Below are 25,359 nucleotides of genomic sequence, written 5' to 3'. Positions count from 1 at the left end.
TGAGATCGTGTACAAATGGCGGACCTGACCCCGGGACCCACGACGAGGTGATCGCCAACTATTCTCGGTTTGTCGTGGTCGGGATGGACGAGACTAGTCCGCTCGCCCACACCTGCCACCAAGTGCTACTGGGCGATGACACCTTCGTTTCGGCACATCAGCAATCGCAGCGGTCCAATGCATTCAAAGATGCGCCAAGGCAGCAGCGGCGCGCAGTCACACTGTCACTCGCGCAATATCAGGCCCGCTATAGCGACAGAGACGAGGCAATGGCACGCGCTTATCTGTCAACCGCTTTTACTATGTCCCATATCGCCGCCGCTTTTCACGTCTCGACCAAGACAGTCAGTCGAGCCGTATCGGCATTTAATAAAGCTCAACTTGCCCGAAAAAGAGATGGCTAAAGCTGAGATCGTGTACAAATGGTGGACCTGACCCCGGCTCCTTACCGCCCTCCTTAAAAATCAACTAAAAAATTCAAACCTTTTTCATCTCTAATCACATAAATATTTTCATATTGAAATGAAACAACAAATCTCGCGCTACTATTATTAGCCAAATTATTAACCAAGCACTTCATATCGCGATTACACAGATCATAATTCAAATTGAAAAATCTAAAAACAACCTTAATTCCAACGTTCCATTCGATAGGATGAGGTGGGTTTTCTGCGACAACGCAATCCATAAATCCAACCCTATTCCAAAATGGCTTGGATCGTTCATAGACATAAAAATTCATCCCAGACTCTAAGAATTCGCCATTAAAACCATATTCAACCTCTGAAAAATCTGAAGCTCCACAATGGCTCAACATATCAATCAAGAAATTCCTCTGCAAAGCAAAGTCAGCTTCCAAAATAAATTCCAGTGCCATTATTTCCCCACTTTCAATACAATAACTTTACCATCTTTTATGATAATTAATGATTTCAACTTTTCCACTGGATTCCTCTGGAAAAATTGTGCCACTTCCGAAATCGATGATTTTGAATCAGCAAGATTAACAACCACATTGGGCGCCTGATCTCGTGCCTTTTCAATTACCTTATCTCTCATAGTTAAAACATTATTCCCACTTGGAGAATATACGTCTGCAATTTCACCATTTATCCGCAAATCAGGGTTCGCCACCCCTTTTTGTTTCCCCATAGGGAGATATTCCACAACTAAACCATGATCAGCCAAAATTTGTCCTGTTTCATTTTGACGCTGAATTGCTCTAATTTGGTCTGCTTTGGCGGTATTCGGCCAGCCTTCAGGAACTCCACTGAGCTTCCCATTAGAGGGCAGGAGCTGTCTTTCATCAAGAAGGAAAAATGAATCATCGACCATCGATGATCCCCCTCCTAAGCCGCCTTTAGGTGGAATAGAATTTTCGGGGATAGTTATCTTACTTCCCTCGGAAATTGCTATTCCAGGCTTTGTCTTTCCGCCAGCGACAAAAGCACCACCAAGCATCCCAATAGAGAGATCAATAACATTATCCCTTGAAGTTAGCCCTGAAATAACATGCTCTTTTGCACTATTCCAATCCCCAGAATTACCATACAAAGTCGCCGATGCCATATCGAGAGCGTACTGGGGTGACAGCGGCATCATTGCTTGAATTCCCGGTGTCGACTTACGGTATGCAGCGAACTCAAGAGGCTCCATAATGAAGGTTGGTTTGTTGCTATTTCTATCAATGATCACATAACTAACAACTTCATCATTCTTACCATAATTCGCTACTACCTTCCCACCCGGAATGGATGGATCATCCATTGGCATTCCTGAGCGAACGCCACTCATTTTATTAATCCGACCGCACTCAGGTGAACTGCTACCTCGGCAATTGTCTTTTACTCTATCATATTCATTAAAGTGAAATTGCCTATTATAAATGTCCACGGCCGTGGCGCTACCTATTCCTTGCGCCACACTAGCCAAAGCGTCGGCACCGCTCTGCCCCATTCCACTTGAGGCCACCAAACCACCCAGCACACCACCCAGACCGGCAAACGCTTGCTGATAAGTGTTGATTAATGTTCTAGCAGCCTCGCCGTCCAGCCCCTGTTTTTTCGCTTCTGCCTCACCTAAACTCTTACCTATACTCTGTCCTAAATTGCCGCCGCCCACCCCGACAACACTAGATAGCGCCCCAGCCCCTCCTCCTGCCAAACCGCCAATCAGGCCTTGTGTTGCCGCATGCAGCGCAATCCGATTTATACCATTGTCCCCCCAAGACTCAAATTCGACTTTAGCCTGTTCAGCCAGAGTTGTATAACGGTTAGCATCCTCAACGTTACCGTTTTCCTTCGCTTCACTGGCCAGCTTTTGGTTATAAGTCCATTCTTTCTCTGCCGCTACTTGTTTATCGTTACCAATATCCCCTACCTTACTTGCCAGCAAAGGTGCCGCCGCCTTGACGAACTCCTTGGCCACCTCCATCGTCGCCTGCAGCGCAGCCTTGTCGAAGTTATTGCCAATCTTACCGCTGCTATCCACTCCGCTCGTCACATCGCGGTTCACACCCGCGATAGCTTCATCCGCGCCCTTGCCCGTCGCTGCGCGCTGAGCCGCTTCATCGGTGATGACCAGAGTGCCGCCGCTGATGCCGCTACGCGTCGTACTGCTGGCGTTCTCGCTAAGTGCGACAATGGCAGGCAGGCCCACTGTCGTAGCATCTTTTTTGCCAGCGACATCCGTCAGGTTCTCATTTCGTGTTCCCGTGCCAGCAAAGGACATGCCACCCGACACCCCCACACTGCTCCCCTTCGATATCGCATGATTGGCGATATCGCTATGCGTCAAAGTCGACGTAATCAGGCTGCTGTCAAGCTTGCCCGCCTCCGTGGCACTGATGACGGCGCCCTTCAAGTCCGTATTGCCGCCCACCTTGATCTGGAAGCCGCCGTCGCCCGCCTTGATGCCGCTTTGCTCCTGTACGCTGGCGTAGTCGTTGTGCATCTTGCTCTGGCTATAGCTGCCGCTAAAGCTTGCGCCAAAACCCACGGTGCCACTGGCGGACATGCTCTGGCTCTTGCTATCGAACTTGGCCGTATCCTGCAGACTTTCCAGGTTCAAATTACCCTTGATGTCGGCAATCACCTGGTTGGCGCTGGCCACAGCTCCCTTGATGTTGGTGTCGCCACCGCTGCTGATGATGAGCTTGTCGCCCGCATTCACATGCGTGTTGAGCTGCGTCGTGCCGTCGCCGTCCTCATGGCCTTTGCTGCCGCTGACGCTGGCAGTGAAGCCGAAGGACATGCCCTTGCTGCTCACGCTGGCCGCCACGCCAGCCGAGGCGCTCATGCTCGAGCTTTTGCTGTGCTGGCTTTCCGTATCCTGCGCGGCCAGCAGATTGACGTTGTTATCGGCATGCAGGCGGATATCGTTCTTCGCATTCAAGTCGCTACCGAGGATATTGATGTTGCTATCCTTGCCGCCACCCAGGGCCGTGATGTTGACATTGTTGCCTGTCAACACACTGCCGCTATGCGTGGTGCTGGCCGTATTTTGCGTCTGGATGCTTTCCGAATGGCCCGCCGTCAGGCTGATGCTGATGCTTGGTCCGCCTTCCTTCATCATGTCCTTGGCCGCAGCGTTCGCCGCCATGGCAGTGGTCGCCGCCGCCATGGCGGTGACGCGACCATCCTTGGCCGTGCTGGCCGCCGAACTCATGGTTTGCAAGGTCTGGATGGCGCTGATCACGCTGCCGCCCAAGGCCAGGGTCAAACCATCCTGCGTCGTCTTGACTTCAAATTTCCCCTTCTCGTTGTCCTGACCAGGCTTGATGGTGACGCTCTTGCCGATGATATCGAGATCGGTCGCGGCAAGAATATCGCTGCCGCCTATCGTCACGTTATTGCCGGCGACCATCGTCAGCGCGCCGCCTGTGGCGCCGATCGAACTGCGCGCCTCGCCGCTTTGCAAGGTGGCATCTCGTTCCTGGTCTACGGTCGTGGTCTTGGTACCATAGCTGAAGCCGATGCCACCGCTACTCATGAAACCGCTTTTCTTGGTACTGGAATGGTGCAGCTCGTACACGGTATTGGTGGCCGCATCGATAGTGATGTTGTTACCCGCAAGTAATTTCGTCGCATCGTCGCTCAAGATGCTCGAACCGGTCACTTGCAGATCGTGCCCCGCCTGCACCACCACGCTGCTGCCGCCAAGCGAGGTGCCGATTGCCGTGGTGGTATCGACCACATCATGCTTGGTCGTCGTGGTCTTGTTCCAGAAGCCCTTCTTCGTCGATTTGCTGGCGATATCGCTCACTTCGTTCTGGAAACCATTGACCAGGCTGATGTCATTGCCCGCCACCAGGCCCAAGGTGCCACCTGCCTGCACGTCCGCCGCGCGCGCCAGCAGGTCATGGCCCGCCTGCAGATTGACATTGCCGGCGCCCGTGATCTGGCTGCCTACCTCGCTGGTTTTGCTCTGCTTGCTGTAATTGTCTGCATTGCGCACGTTATCGTGCGTCGACGCGACGGCGACGGTGTTGAGGGTAAGGTTATTGCCAGCAATCAGGCTGGTCTGGCCATTTGCGCCGGCATTGGCGATGACGCCAGCGGTGAGTGTCATATCCCTCCCTGCCTGCGCAATCAAGGTATTGCCTTCGCCCGTGCCGGTGACGTACAGTCCGGCCACCTTGTCAACAACCGTGCTGCTGTCACTGATGGTTTTTCCGTCCCGCAGACGTACGCTGGAATCACTGGCGGTCGTCGTCACGAGGTTGATGTCGCGGCCCGCGCTGGCCAGCAGCTGTGTTTCGGCAACGACGCCACTCGCGCGGATATTGATATCGTTTCCTGCCATCAATGCCACTTTGTCGCTTTGCACGTCGCTGACCAGCTCCTTGGCAAAATCCGACCCCACAGCGTTCGTGGCTTTCGCGACGACTGAACCAACACTCAAGTCGCGCCCTGCCGAAAGGCTCGTCGCTCCACCAGGCGCGGTATTGCTGACGATTGCGCCCGTGATGCTGACATCACGTCCTGCTGAAACCAGCATGTTGCCGCTACCGCTTGCGCCGCCACTCACATAGAGGCCCGCCACGCGATCGATCACGTGTCCGCCATCGAGCGTGCCAGTGGCAATATTGATGTCCCGTCCTGCGCTGGCCTGCAGCGTGCTGTTGGCGGAAATAGTCCCGCTGATGTTGTTGAGGTCATTGCGGGCGGCGACGGCAACCGCATCGCCATCGATGCGACCACCCAGGTTATTCACGTTCTCAGCATTGAGCAACACCACGTCACGCCCGGCAATGGTGCCGCTATTGGTCAGATCACCGGTGATATTGATATCGACATTTTTACCGGCCAACAAGGCACCCGTGCCGTCGATGTCATCGGCGCGCAACCGTACGTACACTTGCGGCACCAGCGCCATTTGCGTACTGCCGTCGGCCAGCGTAACTTCGCGCTCGACCAGCCAGACGATGTCGCTGGTCAATGCCGCCATCTGTTCCGGCGTCAGTGCCACGCCAGGGCGCAGACCATACTGCTGGGCATAGCTGACGCCAGCGTCCATCAAGCCGCGGAATTGCGCTTCGTCGTTGCTATAGTCACCGGTAAACCGGTGCCCCGTCAGGTCGGCGACCTGTTCGCGTACCAGTTGCTGCTCATAGAAGCCATCGCCCAGCCGCTTCTGCGTGACGGCGGGATCCAGTTGCATTTTGCTGCTCATATAGTCCGAACCCGTCCAGGTGCGGTACTCGGCAAAGCGAGGATCGGTCTCAACCAGGTACTGGGCCGACGCCGAAGGACTGATCTTGAACAGGCTGGCATTCGGCAGTTGCAGGGGTTTGGCCCCGGTCCTGACGACTTCCGCCTTTCCACCCGGATTGGCCAGCGCCACTTGCCGGATCAGCGGCGAGCGCGCCTGGCCTGCGCCAGGCCCTGCCGCGACCTTGCCAGCAGCGCCAGCCGCCGTGCCGATGGCAGCTTGCGTGCCCTTTCCCACAGCCGCCTGCGTGGCGCCTGCCGCGCCATCGACCTTGGACAAGGCACTCCCCGCCACAGCGCCAGGCTGCGCCGCCAGACCCGCATTGCCGGTCCGATCGCTGCCATTGAGCGCTTTAGCGCCAGCAACGCCGGCCGGGCCAGCGACGGCGCCCACAGCCAGGCCAGCAGCATCGACACTGGCCAGGCCTGGCGCCCCTGTCACTGTCACACCGCTGCCAGCTACCGTTCCCACGCTGCCAGCCTGGCCCGCGCTGCCTGTGCGGTCGCTGCCGCCGGGGCCTTTGGCTCCCTGGACGCCCGCCGGTCCCCCCTGGGCATCCACGCGCAGACTTCCAGTGCCGGCAACGGCGCCGGTACCGGCATTGAGTATCGCATTCTGGTCTGCAACGGCACCGATCGTGCCTGCCTGGCCCGTATTGCCGGTGCGGTCGCTAGCGCCAGGTCCGGAAATCCCCTGGACACCCGCCGGTCCGCCTTGGGCATACACGACCAGACTTCCGGTACCGGCAGTGGTGCCGTTGCCGGCATTGAGCATCGCATTCTGGCCGGCAACGGCGCTGATCGTAGCTGCCTGACCCGCGCTGCCGGTGCGGTCGCTGTCATGCAAGCCTGCTGTACCGTTCACACTGTTCGGACCGCCCTGCGACTGGAATGCCAATTGGCTCGGATCGCCTATGCCGCTGGCCGCCCCCTTGCCCGCCGCCGCGCCCACCCCTGCCGCTGCCACGGCGGAAATGCTGCCGGCCTGGCCAGCCTGGCCGGCCCGGTCGCTGCCTTGCAAGCCGCCACTACCGCTGGCCGCGCCAGCACTGGCAACATCGGTGCCCGTACCGACGTTGGAGCGCAGGATGGAAGACATATGGATATCGGCGCTGCTACCGTTGGCCGCAGACACCGTCTGACCCGCCACTACGTCGACCGCGCCCGTGCCGCCGATATTGCCCAGCTGGCTATCGCCTGGTCCACTGGCTGCGCCTACACTGGCCGCGCCCTGGCCACTACTGGCGGCCACGCCGGCAACGGAACCCGCGGTGTTGCCTACCGTGTTGAGCCAGACACTGACATTGGCGGCGCCAGCGCCGCTGCTTGCGCCGGCAGAGGCGACATTCGCGCGTGCCCCGACACCGTTGGAGGGCGCGCCGCCCGAGGAGGGCGTGTCCGGTCCGTTGATCGTTTTCGTCGTATTGCCATAAGAGCGCGTATAGTGAGCTACTTCCCAATTCACAGCATTCGCTGGCCTTGCCATGTCAAGATACTCGTACTCAGTCATCAAACCTGTTTCGGTAATCAAGGTCTGATTACCTGTAGAGATATTTTCTTCAATCGTGCCCTTGACTTTCAGCACCTGGCCCGCCACAAAGCGGCTGTTTTCATTGCGGATTTTGTAGGCATCCACCGTCAGATTGCCACCCGCGCTGATGACAGCAGGATCCGTTTCCGTCACCGTACTGGTACTGGTGGTACGCGTGATGGTGTATTTGCGGAATTGATAATTGCGTGCTAAGGGATAGGGGCTCACCAGTCGCCGATTGCCGTTGCTCTCCAGGATAGTCTTAATGCCCGGTGCATTGGCAGAATAACGCGTGCCATCTTGTGTTTCATACTCAGTGATATATTCTGTCTGGCCCGGGCCAGAAAACTCCACGGCAAAGTGATTGTTCAACAAGGTAATTTCACCGGCCCTCAGCGCCAGGTTACCCATGGCCTGGATGGTGGCGCTGGCATTGGTCAGGCTGGCCACGGCCCCTGCAGCGTAGCGGTTGCCATCGAGGTTGCCGCCGATTGCCATGTCCCCTGAGCTGAAGATCAGCGCATGTTCCCGGTTGTTGATGGTGGTGGCGCCGATATCGAGGCTGCCGCGCGACGCTATCGTCGCCGCCACGCCGCCCTCGACATCGTTGTTCAGGGTGCCCGCGCCGATACTGAGCGTAGTACCGTAAATGCGCCCGCTGCCGATATTGGTGAGCGTGCCCGCATCGATCTGCGTATTCACGCCATCGATCACGCCGCGGTTAGTCAGGATCGCTCCGACATTCACCTTGGTGGTGCCGGCATTGATGTCACCGCTGCTGGTGTTGTCGAGACTGTAGGCATTGAGCGCCAGTATCTGGCCTGCCTGCACCTTGCCTGCGTTGACAAGGCTGCCATCTACGCTGAGACTGGCATTACGGTTGGCGATCACCTGCGCCCCTGCCTCGATAATGTAATCGCCGCCCAGATCCAGGCTTAGGTCGCCCCTGGACATCACGTTGCCACTACCGTTCAAGCCCGCCGCCTTGATCGCCGCCAGTTCACCGCCGATGATGGTGCCGCCGCCATTGCTGATGACCAGACTGCGGCTGGCTCCCTCGTCCTTGACGCTGACGGTGTGGTTCGCGCTGATCAATCCGGACGTATTGTTCACGCTGCCGTTGCTGCTGATGCTCAGGTTATTGTCTGCACGCAAACCGCCCTGGCTGTTATGGATCGTGCCGGCCGACAGGCTGACGTCACGGCCTTCGATTCCGCTACCGGCCCCCTGCGTTGCCTGGTTGACGATGGCGCCAGCCCCCAAGGTGACGGCGGCGCCGCCACGTATCAGCCCGGACGTGTTGTCGATCGTGCCGGCGCCCGCCTGCAAGCCCAGGTTGCCGACCACTTGCACCTGACCGCCCTGATTGGCCAGCCCGCCGATGGCCAGTTCCAGGCCGCCGCTGGAGACAATTTTTCCGCCCAGATTATTGATATAGCCGCTGCTGCCGCCTGCCTGCCCCGCCGCGCCGAGAAAGCCGGCCGCATTGTTCCAGGCGCCAGTCGCCAGCGTCAGCGTGCCGCCGCTGCTGATGCCGCCGTTACTGCCGGCATGGCTTGCCGCATACGCCGCGGCGTTGCTGTTATCGAGTGCCTGGCCATGGGTGTTGATGACGACAGCATTGCCTGCTTGCAACAAGCCACCGTGATTGTTCAGCTCCCCCGTTTGCAGATTCAGTACTTGCGTGGCGGCGATGGTTCCCAGGCCATTGTTCAAGGCTTGTCCTGCCGTATCGATGCTGACGTTGCGGCCCACGATGCTGCCTGCGGTGGCGTAGCCGGAAGCCAGCGTATTGCCAAGGCTTGTGCTCTGCAGCACGACGTCCGCGCCGGCCTGGATTTGCCCGCTGTCGTTGCGCAGCTGGCCCGTGGCCGCATGCAGATTGCCCGTGACACTGGCCAGTTTGCCGCCCGTATTATCGATACTGGCAGCCTGGATGCCGAGATTGCCATTCGCGGCCACCAGGCCGTCCGTATTATCCAGCGCCTGGGTCAAGGTCAGCGCAAGGTCGCCGCCCGTCGTCAGGCTGCCACCGTGGTTCAGCACACTACCAGCGTGGACGGTCGCGTTGCCTCCCGCCGCGATCTTGCCGCCATTGCCATTGTTCAAAGAAGTAGCGGCAGTCAGGTCCAGCGTGGCACTGCCGGCCGCCTGCACCGTGCCGCCCTGGTTGTTCAGCACCTGTGCGCTGACGGTGGTGTTGCCATTGCTGGCGATAAGGCCACCTTGATTGTCCAGAACTTGCGCGATGCGGATATTGCTGGCGCCTTGCCCCAGCTGCACCAGCTCGCCCTGGCGGTTATCCAGGCTGCCGCTGTCGATGGTCAACTGCCCTGCCTGCGTACTGGCCTTGCGAAGATCGATACTGCTAGCGGTAATCTTCAAGCTGCCATTGGCGGTGATCTGGCCGCCCTGGCCGTTCAAGGCGCCGGCATTGATGGCCAGCTGCCCAAGGCCGGCGTGCTCGATCCGCCCACCGGCATTGCTGAGCATGGCGGCCCCCAAGGCGAGATTGGCGCTATTGACGGCAATCCGGCCATCGGTATTGTCGAGTACGCCATTTGGCGCGCGCATGACGATGGCCGCATCGCCGCTGCCGCTCTGCACGATGCTGCCCTTGTTATTGTTGAGGTTCGCCGTCTGCACCACCAGTTGGCCAGCCACGATATCGCCACGGCTGTTATCCCATGTCTGGCCATTGCCGGCCTGCGCGCTCACGTTCAGCGTACCGGCCGTGCCGATGCTCGCGCCGGCCGTGCTGACATTGCCCTGCGTCGCCGTCAGCGCGATATTCGCCGCGCTGTTCACGCCGCCGGCAAGATCGACGCCGCTACCCGTCAGGCTCATATTGCCTGCGGCCAAGTTCTGCCCGGCCGCGCGCAATTGCTGCGTCGTCGTGACCAGCAGGCTCCCGGTGCCGGCCAGCTTGCCGTCCGCCTGCATGCCTGCCGCCAGCAGGCCTCCCGCCCCGCTGTCGAGGCTGGCGGCCGCGATGGTGGTATTGGCCAGTGCGGCAATCGTGCCGCTGTTGCGCACCACTCCGGTGGCATTCAGCACCTGCGAGGCGCCGTACATGCTGCCGCTATTGCTGACATTGTCTGCCTGCGTAACCAATTGCCCGCCGGCAAGGACGCTGCCGCCGTTGTTGTCCAGATCTTTCACTTGCAGCCTGGCGTCGCCGGTAACGGCCTGCAGGGTACCGCGTGTGTTGGTGACATCGCCTGCGGTCAGGATCAGTCCGGTAGCGCCAGCCAATGTGCCGCCGCTGTTATCAAGTTTCGCACTGGCGTTTACGTCCAGCACGCCGCCAGACAGCACGCGACCGCTCTGGTTGCGCAAGTCTGCCGTTTGCAGCACCAGGCTGCCATTGCTTTCAATCCGGCCGCCAGCGTTGTCGAGACTGGCGCTGGCCGCAAGCAATGTATTGCCCTTGCCAAGCTGTAATAGTTCACCTTGGCGATTGTCCAGTGTGGCGGTGGTAACGCTCAGTTGCTGCGCCATGGCGCTGGCGTTGCGATGATCGATATAGGTGGCGCGCACGTCGAGCGCGCCGTTACCCGTGATCTGGCCGCGCTGCCCATACAGGTTCGTCACGCTGATGCCCAGGGTACCGCTGCCCGCGTGCTCGATCTTGCCGTCCACGTTGGTCAAGGTTCCGGCCGTCAACTGGAGATTGCGGCTATTGACCGCGATACGCCCGGTCGTATTGTCCAGCTGGCCCGCGCCAGCCAGCTTGATGGCGCTATCGCCATTCCCCGTCTGGATGATGCTGCCGCCCGCGTTGTTCAGGTTAGCCACGTTGACATCGAGCTGCCCGGCGCTTAACTGGCCACCTTGATTGAGCAGCGCCTGGCTATTCTGCGCGCTGGCCGTAATGCTCAGCAGACCAGCCGTAGCAAGCACCGCCTTGGCGGTCGTGATATTGCCGCTGCCAGCGCTCAAGGTAATATTGCTGCCGCTGGTCTGACTACCTTCCAGGTCCAGCGATGCCCCACTGAGCGCGACAGCGCCGGCCGCGAGATTCTTGCCGCCTGCCTGCAGAACACCATTGCTGCGCACAGTCAAGTCGCCCGTCTGTGCAAGCGTGCCACTCGCCGTCAATCCAGCCGCCAGCAAGCCACTGCCGGACAAGCTGCCCACCGTCACGCTGGTATTGCCCAGCGCGGCGATGGATCCGGTATTTGCCAGGCTGCCGCCTACGTCCAGAGACTGCTTGGCGCCGGCATACAGCAGACCGCTGTTCAGCATGTCGCCAGTGACTGCCACAGTCAGATCGGTGGCGGCACTGAGTTCGCCAGCAGCGTTGACGAAACTCGCCGCATTCACACCCAGGGCGCCACTTACGGCTTGCACTACTCCTTGCGTATTGTCCAGGGCCAAGGCGTGTACCTGCACATTCTCCTTGCCTACGATCGTGCCTTCCTTATTGTTCAGCGCGCCCTGCGACGATACCGTGACATCGCCTTGCGCGGCAATATTGCCCTTTGTATTGTCCAGACTGCCCGCCGTCACTTGCAGCACACCGTTTGCTGCTATGGTGCCGCCGCGATTATCCAGCGCCTGCGCCACCTGCGCCGTGAGCACCGTTGTCGACTGCAATTTTCCGCCTTGATTGCTCATCGCATCGGCTGCAATACGCAATTGCTGGGCCGAGGTGGTCGCCATGCTGTGGTTGAATGTGCCGGCAACGATGTCGACCAGGCCATTGCCCGTAATCGTCCCACCGGCACCGTGGAAGGCCGGCGTCGTGATCGCCAATGTCCCCACTCCAGCGTGCTCGATCTTGCCGGCGGCATTTGTGAGCGCGCTTGCGGCAAGGGTCAGATTGGTGCTATTGACGGCAATGCGGCCGCCGGTATTGTCCAGATTACCCGTTTGGATGACGGTATCACCCGCGCCGGTCTGTAACACCGTGCCTTTTGCATTATCCAGGTTGCCCACGTGCAGATCGAGCTGCCCCGCCTGCAAGCTTCCTTCCGTGTTGTGCAACGTGGCGTTTGTAGTGATGTTGAGTATGCCCGCTGTCGCTACCACGGCTGTGCTGGTAGTGACATCGCCTTGCGTTGCCGTCAGGCTGATGTTGGCTGCGCTGGTCTGGCTGCCGCTGATATCGACGCTGCCACCCGTCAAATTGGCATCGCCTGCGGCCATGATCTGGCCATGCGCGGCTAGTGTCTGCGCCGCGCTGATGGTCAGGCTGCCAGCCGGAGCCAGGCTACCATCGGCCCGCATGCCAGCACCAAGCAGGCTCGCAGCATTGCTATCGAGGCTGCGGGCCGTGATGCTTGTGTTGCCCTGCGCCGCGATCACGCCTGTATTGACGATGGCGCCGCTGGCGTTCAGGGCTTGATTGCCTGCCGCATACAGACTGCCCGTGTTGCTCAAGGTATCGAGCGTGGTGGTTAGGTTGCCGCCGGCAAACACGCTGCCGGCTGCATTGTTCAAGTTCGCCACGTTCAGGGTGGCGTTGCCAGCCACGGCCTGCAATTGCCCCTTGGTATTGTCGATGTCGCCACCGGACAGCTGCAGATGACGGCCTGCCGCCACCGTGCCTTGCGTATTGTCCAGGCTGTCCACGTTCAATGTGGCATCCTGCGCCGCCACGATGCGGCCTGTGCTATTCAACAATACCTGAGCGTTGACCAGCGCATCGCCATTGCCCTCGATCTTGCCGCCCGTATTGTCCAGCTGGCCGGTAGCCGCCACCGTCATCAGGCCGGTACCTGTCTGCGCCAGACTGCCGCCACGGTTGTCCAGGCTGCCGGCGTTGATGGTCAGTTGATTGGCCACCGTCGTTGCATTGCGGTGATCCAGGGTGGCGGCCGTAATATCGAGCTTGCCATTGCCCGTGATCTTGCCGAACTGGTTGTTGAACTGGCCCACATTGATGGCGAGGAGGCCGGCACCTGCGTGCTCCAGTTTGCCATTGATGTTCGTCAGCACCGTCGCATTCAAGGCCAGGTTAACGCTGTTGACGGCGATGCGACCCATCGTGTTGTCCAACTTGCCCGTGGTGATGACGGTGTCGCCCGTGCCCGTCTGCACGATCTCGCCGCTGGCGTTGTTCAGGTTCGCCACGTTCAGTTGCAGCTGGCCGGCCACCAACTGGCCCTGGTTGTTCACCAGTGACTGGGCGTTGTTTGCGTTGGCGGTAATGGCCAGCAGATTGCTGGCGGAAATCACCGCCTTGTTCGTCACGACATCACCAGTAGTTGCCGTGCTGGCGATGTTTGCCGCGCCCGTCTGGCTGTTCGACATATCCACGCTGGAACCCGTCAGCGTCGCACTGCCTGCCGCCAGATTCTGCCCGCTCGCTTGCAGCACGCCATCGGCATTAATGGTCAGATCGCCCGCCGTGCCCAGGCTGCCGTCCGCCTTGACGCCGGCGCCCAGCAAGCCGCTGCTGGTCACCTTGCCAGCAGATATAGTGGTATTACCAACGGCGGCGATGGAACCGCTGTTGTTCAGCACGCCGCCCACCGTCAGTTGCTGATTGCGGCCCGCGTAAAGCAGGCCGGCGTTGTTCAGGTCTCCGCGCACTTTCGCCGTCAGGTCCGTGCCGGCGCTGATCGTCCCCTGCTGGTTCAGCAGACTGGCCGCATCCAGTGTCAAGACGTCGGCTTGCAAGATGCCGCGCGTATTGTCCAGTGCAGTGCCACCAACATGCAAGTTGGTGGTACCCGCAATCACGCCATCGGTATTGTTCAATGTACCTTTGCTGACGACCGAAGCCGCCGCCGCGGACGTGATACGGCCCTTGCTGTTGTCCAGCACGCCCGCTTGCAGATCCAGAATGCCCGTTCCCGCATGCTCGATCTTGCCATCCTGGTTCGTGACGCTGATGGCGTCGATGTTCAGGTTCTTGCTGTTGACGGCAATACGGCCCGCCGTATTGTCCAGATTGCCGGTCACGATGCTCGTATCGCCAGTTCCCGTCTGCAAGACAGTGCCTTTGGCGTTGTCCAGATTACCTACGTGCAGATCGATCTGCCCCGCCTGCAAGGTGCCCTCCCTATTGTGCAGGGTGGCGCTGGTGGTGATGTTCAACGCACCCGGCGTCGTGATGACCGCCTTGTTGGTGCTGACATCGCCCTGGGTTGCCGTCAGGCCGATGTTCGCGGCGCTGCTCTGGCTGCCCGTGATATCGACGCTGGCGCCCGTCAGATTGGCATTGCCCGCCGCCAGGACTTGGCCATGCGCAGCCAGCGTTTGCGCGGTATGGATCGTCAGGTCGCCAGCCGTGCCCAGCTTGCCATCGGCCTGCATGCCCGCACCGATCAAGCTGCTTGCGCTGCTGTCGAGGGTATTTGCCGTGAGGCTGTTGTTGCCCTGCGCCGCGATGACACCCGTGTTCACAATGGCGCCGCTGGCGTTCAAGGTCTGGTTGCCGGCCGCATACAGGCTGCCCGTGTTGCTCAAGGTATCGAGTGCGGTGTTCAGGTTACCGCCCGCAAACACGCTGCCGGCCGCATTGTTCAAGTTCGCCACGCTCAAGGTGGCATTGCCCGCCACGGCTTGCAGCTGTCCCTTGGTGTTGTCGATGTCGCCACCGGTCAATGCCAGGTTGCGGCCTGCCGCCACCGTGCCATCCGTGTTGTCCAGGCTGCCGACGTTCAATGTGGCATCCTGCGCCGCCACGATGCGGCCTGTGTTGTTCAGCAATACCTGGGCTTTGACCAGCGCATCGCCGTTACTCTCGATCTTGCCGCCCGTATTGTCCAGCTGGCCGGTGGTGCTCACCGTCATCAGGCCGGTGCCGGTCTGCGCCAGGCTGCCGGCACGGTTGTCCAGGCTGCCGGCGTTCACCGTCAACTGATTGGCCACCGTCGTTGCATTGCGGTGGTCCAGGGTGGCGGCCGTGATGTCCAGCTTGCCATTGCCCGTGATCTTGCCGTGCTGGTTGTTGAATTGTCCTGCGTTAATCGCCAGGATGCCGGCGCCCGCGTGTTCCAGCTTGCCATTGATGTTCGTCAACACCGTCGCATTCAGGGCCAGGTTCGCGCTATTGACCGCGATGCGGCCTGCCGTGTTGTCCAGCTTGCCGGTGGTGATGACGGTATCGCCCGTGCCCGTCTGCACGATGTCGCCGCTGGCGTTGTCCAGGTTCGCCACATTCAGTTGCAGCTGGCCCGCCACCAGTTGTCCCTGATTGTTCACCAGCGACTGGGCGTTATGCGCATTGGCGGTAATGGCCAGCAGATTGCTGGCCGAAATCACTGCCTTGTTGGTGATGACATCGCCGCTGCGCGCGGTGATGGAAAGGTTGTTTGCTCCCGTCTGGCTGCCTGATAGATCAATGGCCTCGCCCGTCAGCACGGCATTGCCCGCCGCCAGGTTCTGGCCGCTCGCTTGCAGCACGCCATCGGCATTGATGGTCAGATCGCCCACCGTGCCCAGGCTGCCATCCGCTTTCACGCCGGCGCCCAGCAAGCCGCTGCTGGTGACTTTGCCCGCCGTAATATGAGTATTGTTGACGGAAGCAATCGACCCCGTGTTGTTCAGCACGCCGCCCACCGTCAGTTGCTGGTTGCGGCCCGCATACAGCAGGCCGGCGTTGTTCAGGTCACCGCTCACTTTCGCCGTCAGGTCCGTGCCCGCGCTGACTGTCCCTTGCTGGTTCAGCAAGGTTGCAGCATCCAGACGCAAAGTATCCGCCTGCAATACGCCGCGCGTGTTGTCGACAGTCACGCCGCCGACATGCAAGTCGCTTGTCGCAGCGATGACGCCATCCGTATTGTTCAGCACGCCCTTGCTGACGATGTCGGCCGCCGCGGCCGAGGTGATGCGCCCCTTGCTGTTGTCCAGTAAGCCCGCTTGCAAATTCAAGATGCCCGTGCCTGCATGTTCGATCTTGCCATCGCGGTTCGTCAACGTGGCCGCATCGATGTTCAAGTCCTTGCTGTTGACGGCAATCCGCCCAGCCGTATTGTCCAGATTGCCGGTGACGATGCGCATGTCACCCGTGCCCGTCTGCAAGATGGTACCTTTTGCATTGTCCAGATTGCCTGCATGCAGGTCGAGCCGGCCCGCCTGCAAAGTGCCATCCGTGTTATGCAGGGTCGCGGCGCTCGTCACAGTCAACGTGCCTGGCGTCGTGACGACCGCCTTGCTCGTGCTGACATCGCCCTGTGTTGCCGTCATGCCGATGTTCGCCGCGCTGGTCTGGCTGCCGCCGATATCGATGCTGGCACCCGTCAGCTTGGCATTGCCAGCCACCAGAACCTGGCCGTGCGCGGCCAGCGTTTGCGCAGTGTTGACCGTCAGATCGCCAGCCGCACCCAGCTTGCCATCGGCCTGCATGCCCGCAGCAATCAGGCTGCTTGCGCTGCTGTCGAGGGTCTTCGCCGTGATGTTGTTGTTGCCTTGCGCCGCGATGACGCCCGTGTTGGTAATGGCGCCTTTTGCCGTCACGGATTGATTCCCGGCCGCATACAGGCTGCCCGTATTGTTCAGGCTAGCCAGCGTCGCATGCAGGTTGCCGCCGGCAAACACGCTGCCTGCGGTGTTGTTCAGGTCAGCCACGTTCAAGGTGGCGTTACCGGCCACGGCTTGCAATTGGCCCTTGGTATTGTCGATGTCGCCACCGCTCAATGCCAGATTGCGGCCTGCCGCGATCATGCCCTCGGTATTGTCCAGGCTGCCTATCTGCAGTTCGGCATCCTGCGCCGCCACGATGCGGCCGGTTTTGTTCAGCAACGTGCCCGCTTTCACCAGCGTGTCGCCATTGCCTTCGATCTTGCCGCCTGTGTTGTCCAGCGAGCCGGTGGCATTAACACTCATCAAACCGCTACCCGTTTGCGCCAGGTTGCCGGTGCGGTTGTCCAGCGTGCCGGTGTTGATGGTCAGCTGATTGGCGATGGTGGTCGCATTGCGGTGATCCAGGGTCGCGGCGGTGATGTCGAGCTTGCCATTTCCCGTGATCTTGCCGAACTGATTGTTGAACTGGCCTACGTTGAGAGCCAGCACGCCTGCACCCGCGTGCTCCAGCTTGCCATTGATATTCGTCAACACCGTCGCGTTCAAGGCAAGATTATTGCTGTTGACGGCGATGCGGCCGGCCGTGTTGTCCAGATTGCCCGTGGTGATGACGGTGGCGCCCGCGCCCGTCTGCACGATGTCGCCGCTGGCGTTGTCCAGATTCGCCACGTTCAGCTGTAACTGTCCGGCCACCAACTGGCCCTGGCTATTCACCAGCGACTGGGCGTTGTTCGCATTGGCCGTGATCGCCAGCACGTTGCTGGCCGAGATGACTGCCTTGTTGGTGATGACATCGCCAGCAAGGGCCGTGATGGCGATGTGCGCCGCACCTGTCTGGCTACCCGACAGGTCCACATTGTCCCCCGTCAACACCGCGCTGCCCGCCGCCAGGTTCTGGCCGCTCGCTTGCAGCACGCCATCTGCGTTAATGATCAGGTCACCCGCCGTGCCCAAACTACCATCGGCTTTCACGCCAGCACCCAGTAAGCCGCTGCTGGTCACCTTGCCAGCGGAAATTATCGTGTTGTTAACGGAGGCAATCGACCCCGTGTTGTTCAGCAATCCGCCGACCGTCAGTTGCTGGTTGCGGCCCGCATACAGCAGGCCGGCGTTGTTCAGGTCACCACTGATTTGGGCCGTCAAGTCCGTGGCTGCACTGACCGTGCCCTGCTGGTTCAACAAGGTCACCGCATCCAGACGTAAATTGTCTGCTTGCAACACGCCGCGCGCGTTGTCGATATTCACGCCGCCGACGTGCAAGTCGGCGGCCGCAGCCATCACGCCATCGGTGTTGTTCAATACACCTTTGCTGACGATGTCGGCTGATGCAGCGGACGTGATGCGGCCCTTGCTGTTGTCCAACACGCCTGCTTGCACGGACAAGATGCCTGTTCCCGCATGCTCGATCTTGCCATCGCCGTTTGTCAGCGTGGTCGCATCGATGTGCAAGTCCTTGCTGTTGACGGCAATACGGCCCGCCGTATTGTCCAGATTGCCGGTCACGATGCTGGTATCGCCCGTGCCCGTTTGCAAGACCGTTCCCTTGGTATTATCCAGATTGCCCACGTGCAGATCGAACTGCCCCGCCTGCAAGGTGCCGTCTGTGTTGTGCAAGGTGGAACTGGTCGCGACGTTCAGCGTGCCAGGCGTCGTCACGACAGCCTTGTTCGTGCTGACATCACCCTGTGTTGCCGTCAGGCCGATATTCGCGGCGCTGGTCTGGCTGCCACCGATATCAACCGAGGCACCGCTCAGATTCGCATTGCCTGCGGCCAGTATCTGGCCGTGTGCAACAATATCCTGAGTGGTGCTGATTGTCAGATTGCCCGACGTGCCCAACTTGCCATCGGCCTGGATACCCGCACCGATCAAGCTGCTTGCGCTGCTTTCGAGGTTTTTTGCCGTGATGCTGGTATTGCCCTGCGCCGCGATCACGCCTGTATTGACGATGGCGCCGCTGGCGTTCAGGGTCTGGTTGCCGGCCGCATACAGGCTGCCCGTATTGCTCAAGGTATCGAGCGTGGTGGTCAGATTGCCACCGGCAAACACGCTGCCGGCTGTGTTGTTGAGTTTGCCGACGTTCAGAATGGCGTTGCCCGCCACGGCTTGCAATTGCCCCTTGGTATTGTCGATGTCGCCACCGGTCAATGCCAGGTTACGGCCTGCCGCCACCGTGCCTTCCGTATTGTCCAGGCTGCCGACTGTCAGTTCGGCATCCTGCGCCGCCACGATGCGGCCCGTGTTGTTCAGCAACGTGTCCGCTTTCACCAGCGCGTCGCCATTGCCTTCGATCTTGCCGCCCGTGTTGTCCAGTTGACCAGTAGCCGCCACCGTCATCAGTCCGGCGCCCGTCTGCGCCAGGCTGCCGACGCGGTTGTCCAGCGTGCCGGCGTTGACCGTCAGCTGATTGGCCACCGTCGTCGCATTGCGGTGATCGAGGGTGGCCGCCGTGATGTCGAGCTTGCCATTGCCCGTGATCTTGCCGGACTGGTTGTTGAACTGACCTGCGTTGATGGCCAGCACGCCGCTGCCTGCGTGCTCCAGCTTGCCGTTAATGTTGGTCAACACCGTAGCGTTCAAGGCCAGGTTGGCGCTGTTGGCGGCGATGCGGCCGGCCGTGTTGTCCAGCTTGCCCGTGGTGATGACGGTGTCGCCCGTGCCCGTCTGCACGATGTCGCCGCTGGCGTTGTTCAGGTTGGCGACGTTCAGCTGCAGTTGGCCGGCCACCAGCTGGCCCTGGCTGTTCACCAGTGACTGGGCGTTGTTTGTGTTGGCCGTGATGGCCAGCAGATTGCTGGCGGAAATCACCGCCTTGTTCGTTTGTACATCACCGTTTCGCGCGGTGATGGCGATATTCGCCCCACCTGTCTGGCTGCCCGACAGGTCCACACTGGAACCCGTCAGCGTCGCATTGCCTGCCGCCAGGTTCTGTCCGCTCGCCTGCAAGACGCCATCAGCGTTGATGGTCAGATCGCCCGCCGTGCCCAGGCTGCCATCCGCTTTCACGCCGGCGCCCAGCAAGCCGCTGCTGGTGACTTTGCCCGCCGCAATATGAGTATTGTTGACGGAAGCAATCGACCCCGTGTTGTTCAGCAAGCCACCCACCGCCAGTTGCTGGTTACGGCCCGCATACAGCAGACCGGCGTTGTTCAGGTCACCGCTCACTTTCGCCGTCAGGTCCGTGCCGGCGCTGACTGTCCCTTGCTGGTTCAGCAAGGTTGCCGCATCCAGACGCAAAGTATCCGCCTGCAATACACCGCGCGTATTGTCGATATTCACGCCGCCCACATGCAAGTCGCCAGTCGCTGCCATCACGCCATCGGTATTGTTCAATACACCCTTGCTGACGATGTCGGCCGCCGCGGCGGAGGTGATGTGTCCCCTGCTGTTGTCCAGCACGCCCGCCTGCAGATTCAACGTACCCGCGCCCGCATGCTCGATCTTGCCATCCTGGTTCGTGACGCCGATGGCGTCGATGTTCAGGTTCTTGCTGTTGACGGCAATACGGCCCGCCGTATTGTCCAGATTGCCGGTGGCGATGTTCGTGTCGCCCGTGCCCGTCTGCAAAATAGTGCCCTTGGCGTTGTCCAAATTGCCCACGTGCAGGTCGAGCTGGCCTGCCTGCACCGTGCCGTCCGTGTTGTGCAAGGCGGCGCTCGTCGTGATGTTGAGCCCGCCTGGCGTCGTGACGCCCGCCTTGTTCGTGCTGACGTCACCCGTTGTTGCCGTCAGGCCGATGTTCGCCGCGCTGGTCTGGCTGCCCGCGATATCGACACTGGCGCCGGTCAGATTCGCGCTACCCGCCGCCAGATTCTGGCCATGCGTGGCCAGCGCTTGCGCGGTATGGATCGTCAAGTCGCCAACCGTGCTCAGCTTGCCATCGGCCTGGATGCCAGCGCCGATCAAGCTGCTTGCGCCGCTGTCAAGACTGTTTGCCGTGATGCTGTTGTTGCCCTGTGCCGCGATCACGCCCGTGTTCACAATGGCGCCGCTGGCGTTCAAGGTCTGGTTGCCGGCCGCATACAGGCTGCCCGTGTTGCTCAAGGTATCGAGTGCGGTGTTCAGGTTACCGCCAGCAAACACGCTGCCGGTGGCATTGTTTAATTTACCGACTGTCAAAGCAGCATTGCCGGCCACGGCCTGCAACTGGCCCTTGGTATTGTCGATGTCGCCACCATTCAATGCCAGGTTGCGGCCGGCGGCCACCGTGCCTTCCGTGTTGTCCAGGCTGCCGACTTTCAGTTCGGCATCCTGCGCCGCCACGATGCGGCCCGTGTTGTTCAGCAACCTGTCCGCTTTCACCAGCACGTCGCCATTACCCTCGACCTTGCCGCCCGTGTTGTCCAACTGGCCCGTGGCGTTCACCGTCATGAGGCCTGTTCCCGTCTGCGCCAGGCTGCCGCTGCGGTTATCCAACGTACCGGCATTGACGGTCAGCTGGTTCGCCACCGTCGTCGCATTGCGGTGGTCCAGGCTGGCTGTCGTGATGTCGAGCTTGCCATTGCCCGTGATCTTGCCGTACTGGCTGTTGAATTGCCCTGCGTTAATCGCCAGGATGCCGGCGCCCGCGTGCTCCAGCTTGCCATTAACGTTCGTCAACACCGTCGCGTTCAAGGCAAGATTGTTACTGTTGACGGCGATGCGGCCCGCCGTGTTGTCCAGCTTACCCGTGGTGATGACGGTATCGCCCGTGCCCGTCTGCACGATGTCGCCGCTGGCGTTGTTCAGATTCGCCACGTTCAGCTGCAGCTGACCGCCCACCAGCTGCCCCTGGCTGTTCACCAGCGACTGGGCATTGTTTGCATTGGCCGTGATGGCCAGCACATTGCCGGCCGAGATGACGGCTTTATTCGTCACGACATCGCCAGTATTCGCCGTGATGGCGATATTCGCTGCGCCTGTCTGGCTGCCCGACAGGTCCACGCTGGAACCCGTCAGCGTCGCATTGCCCGCCGCCAGATTCTGCCCGCTCGCTTGCAACACGCCTTCAGCGTTGATGCTCAGGTCGCCCGCCGTGCCCAGGCTGCCGTCCGCCTTGACGCCGGCGCCCAGCAAGCCGCTGCTGGTCACCTTGCCAGCAGATATAGTGGTATTACCAACGGAGGCGATGGAACCGCTGTTGTTCAGCACGCCGCCCACCGTCAGCAGCTGGTTGCGCCCCGCGTACAGCAGGCCGGCGCTGTTCAGGTCACCGCTCACTTTCGCCGTCAGGTCCGTGCCGGCGCTGACCGTCCCCTGCTGGTTTTGCAAGGCCGCCGCGTCCAGACGTAAATTGTCTGCCTGCAATACGCCTCGGGTGTTGTCGATATTTACGCCGCCGACATGCAAGTCGCTTGTCGCAGCGATGACGCCGTCAACATTCTTCAGCGTGCCCTTGCTGACGATATCCGCCGAGGCAGCCGACGTAATGCGGCCCTTGCTGTTGTCCAGCACGCCCGCCTGCACTTGCAGGCTGCCATTGCCGGCGATGTTGCCACGCGTATTGTCCAGGGTCTGCGCCACATCCACGCGCATCTGTCCTGCCCCCGTCTGCTGCAGGGTGCCGTCGCTGTTGTCCAGCTGGCTGGCCTGCACGGCTACCTGCTGCCCCGACGTGACGGCATGACGGTGATCGAGCGTGTCCGCCTGGATATCAACTACACCATTGCCCGTCAGCTTGCCCCGCTCGTCATCGAAGCGCGTTGCTTCAATGTGCAAGCTGCCTGTGCCCGCGTGTTCGATGCTGCCGTCGCGGTTAGTCAGCTGTTCCGCCGTCAATGACAGGTTGGCACTGTTGACGGCGATGTGTCCACCCGTGTTGTCCAGGGTGCTGCCTTGCAAGGTCGTGTCGCCCGTACCCGTCTGTATCAACGTGCCGCCGCGGTTGTCCAGCGACCCCGTTTTTAGGTCCAGCTGTCCCGCGCTCAAGGTGCCGCGCACGTTCGACAAGGCCTGGCCGCTGCCGGCCGCCGTCACGGACAGCAAGCCGGTGGTGGTCACCAGCGCGTTGTCGGTGACGACATTACCGACGCCGGCGTCCAGGGAAATGGCCGCGCCGCCCGTCTGGCTACCGCTCAGGTCGATGGCGGCAGCGTGCATGCTGGTCTTGCCTGTCGCCAAATTCTGGCCGTGGGCACCGATCGCTTGCGTGGCCGTCAACGCCAACTGGCCGTTGCCGGCCAGGCTGCCGTCGGTGCGGACACCGGCCCCCAGCAAGCTGCCGGCCGCGCTGTCGATGCGGCTGGCATCGATGCGGTTGTCGCCTTGCGCGGCGATCACGCCGCTGTTGCTGACGGCGCCGCTCACCTGCAGCGCCTGGCTGCCGGCCGCGTACACATTGCCGCTATTGATCACTTCGCTGGCCCGGGTGGCAAGATTGCCACCGGCAAACACGCTGCCGGCTGTATTGTTCAGCTTTGCCACGGACAGGCTGGCATCGCCCGCCAGCGCCTGGATCTGGCCACGCGTATTGTCGACGTCGCCACTGTCCAGGCGCAGCTTGCCACCGGCGGCCAGGGTCGCCTCAGTGTTATCCAGCGCGCCGGTCGACAGCGCCAGATCCGTGCTTGAGACGATGCGGCCCTTCTGGTTTTGCACGCCGGCCGCCTGTACCGACATCACGCCATTGCTTTCCAGCGTGCCGCCGCGATTGTCCAGCCCTCCGCGCACCTGCACGCCGGTCGCGCCCTGGCCGCTCTGGGCCAGGCTGCCGCCCCGGTTATCCAGGCTACCGGCATCGATATTCAGTTGTCCTGCCACCGTACGGGCATCGCGGTGGTCGACCTGCTCTCCCGTCAGCGCCATGGCGCCGTTGCTGACGATGCTGCCGCGCTGCAAGTTGACCTGCCCCGCACTGATGTCCAGCGCGCCCGTGCCCGCATGCTGGATTTGCCCATCCTGGTTGCTCAAGCTACCCGCCTGCAGGCGCAAGGCCTGGCTATTCGTGGCGATGACGCCGTGCGTGTTGTCCAGGCTCCCCGGCAGTTGAATCGCCAGGTCGCCCGCGCCCAGTTGCGTGAGCTGACCGCCCACGTTCGACAGGTCGTGCGCCTGCACGCCCAGTTGTTGTCCCGTCAGCTGTGCTGCATCGCCGCGCACGGTGCGCGCCGCGTCCAGCTGCAAACGTTCGCGGGCCGTGACCTGCGCACGGCTGGCATCGAGGTCGCCGCTGCTGGCCCCCAGGTTGACGTTCCCGCCCGACACTTGCGCCCCAGTAATGTCCAGCTGGCGCGCCGCCAAGCTGCTGTCGCCGCCGGCCACAGCCGTGCCGTGCACGGCAATGGTGTCGCCAGCTGAAACGCGCAGCTTGCCGCTCGCGGCCAAGGTATTGTCCAGATTCAAGCCTGCCGCCAATACCGAGCCAGCTGAGGCGTCGATGCGCGAGGCGGCGCCCGTGGCTTGCACACTGACATTGCTCTGGGCGCCGATCACGCCGCTGTTGGCAATATTGCCCTGCGCCTGCAGCTGACTGTCGCCGCCCGCATACACGGTGCCGCTGTTGGCCACGTCGCCCGTGACGGTGATGCTGGTCTGGCTGCCAGCGCCGGCGGACTGGATGTTGCCGCTGTTGCTCAGCCAGCCATTCGATTGCAGCACCAGGTTACCGGCCGTGGCCGCCATCACGCCCGCGTTGCGCACGCCCAGACCCGCTTCCGTGCCGATCAGGGTGATTTTTCCGGCGTACATGCCGCCCAGTTGCGCCACGTCCAGCGCGAACGCCGGTGCCGGGCCCGCGCCAAGTGCCGCGCCCGCCACGCCATGCGCCGCATCGATCTGGTTGCTGCCCGTGACCACTTTCAGTTCCTGCGCCCAGATGCCGCCATTGATCTGCGCGGCGCGCGCCAGGATCGCCGTGTAGTCGCTCAGCGACGTGTCCAGGCCACGGCCGTTGATGGTCACCACGCCGCGCTGCACCATGTAGCCGTCCAGGCTGCCATCGTTGAGCATCGGCGTGCCCGTCGTCAGCACCACCCGGCTGGCGTTAATAAAACCGCCGCCATCGATAGCCACGCCGGCCGGATTGGCGATGACGACCTCGGCCCGCTGGCCCGCCACTTCCACATAGCCGCGCAGTTGGCTCGGGTTGGCCGAATTGACTTCGTTGAGGATCACGCGCGCGCTGCCGCCCGCCAGCCACGGATTACCCTGCACCCAGCCGCCCGTCTGCGTCTGCACGTTGCCGCGGCTGTTGTTAAGGATGGCGCCATTCGCCGTCACGTCGAACTGGCTGTAGGTATTGCGCGACACCCCCGCCGCGCTCGGCGTCTGAATGTTTACTTGCGTCACGCCATTCGCGCTTTGCACCACGGTCGGACGCTGACGGCCCGGCGCGTTCGGATCGGCCACGATCTGCCCCATGGCCGGACCGGACACAAAGGCCACCATGCCCAGCGCGCCAAATATGGCCAAGGCCAGCGGCCGCAACTTGCCATTCACACTGAAACTTAGCCCGCCACCGCCATCGCCTTCAAACACGCCATTCGTCAAGCTGCCCTCGCCCTTGGCCGCCTTGCCTTGCGAGGAAGCATTTTCGGCGACGACCATCAGCTGGCCACGGCGTTTATTAAAAATGATGCGGTACAGGTTCTTGTTCATGACATGTCCTAATGACAATCAATTAATGCAAAAGGGAGAAGAGAACGACTGGCGGGTGGCGGCGTC

General features: G+C 61.1%; 2 protein-coding genes. Both read right to left on the bottom strand.

The window, feature by feature from the left end:
• Window positions 1–457: 457 nt before the first annotated feature.
• Complete coding sequence (locus AC07VH_RS00190) at window positions 458–877, bottom strand: hypothetical protein (RefSeq protein ID WP_494789459.1); 420 nt, start codon at window positions 875–877, stop codon at window positions 458–460.
• Window positions 877–25,293 carry a two-partner secretion domain-containing protein gene (locus tag AC07VH_RS00185; protein WP_494789458.1) on the bottom strand — a complete coding sequence of 8,139 codons (24,417 nt, stop codon included), beginning with the start codon at window positions 25,291–25,293 and terminating at the stop codon, window positions 877–879. Before AC07VH_RS00185 ends, AC07VH_RS00190 begins: the two co-directional genes overlap by 1 nt.
• Window positions 25,294–25,359: the final 66 nt, after the last annotated feature.

The organism is Janthinobacterium sp. GW821-FHT03C10 (assembly GCF_059420865.1).
This window is presented reverse-complemented; position numbering and strand designations above follow the sequence as displayed.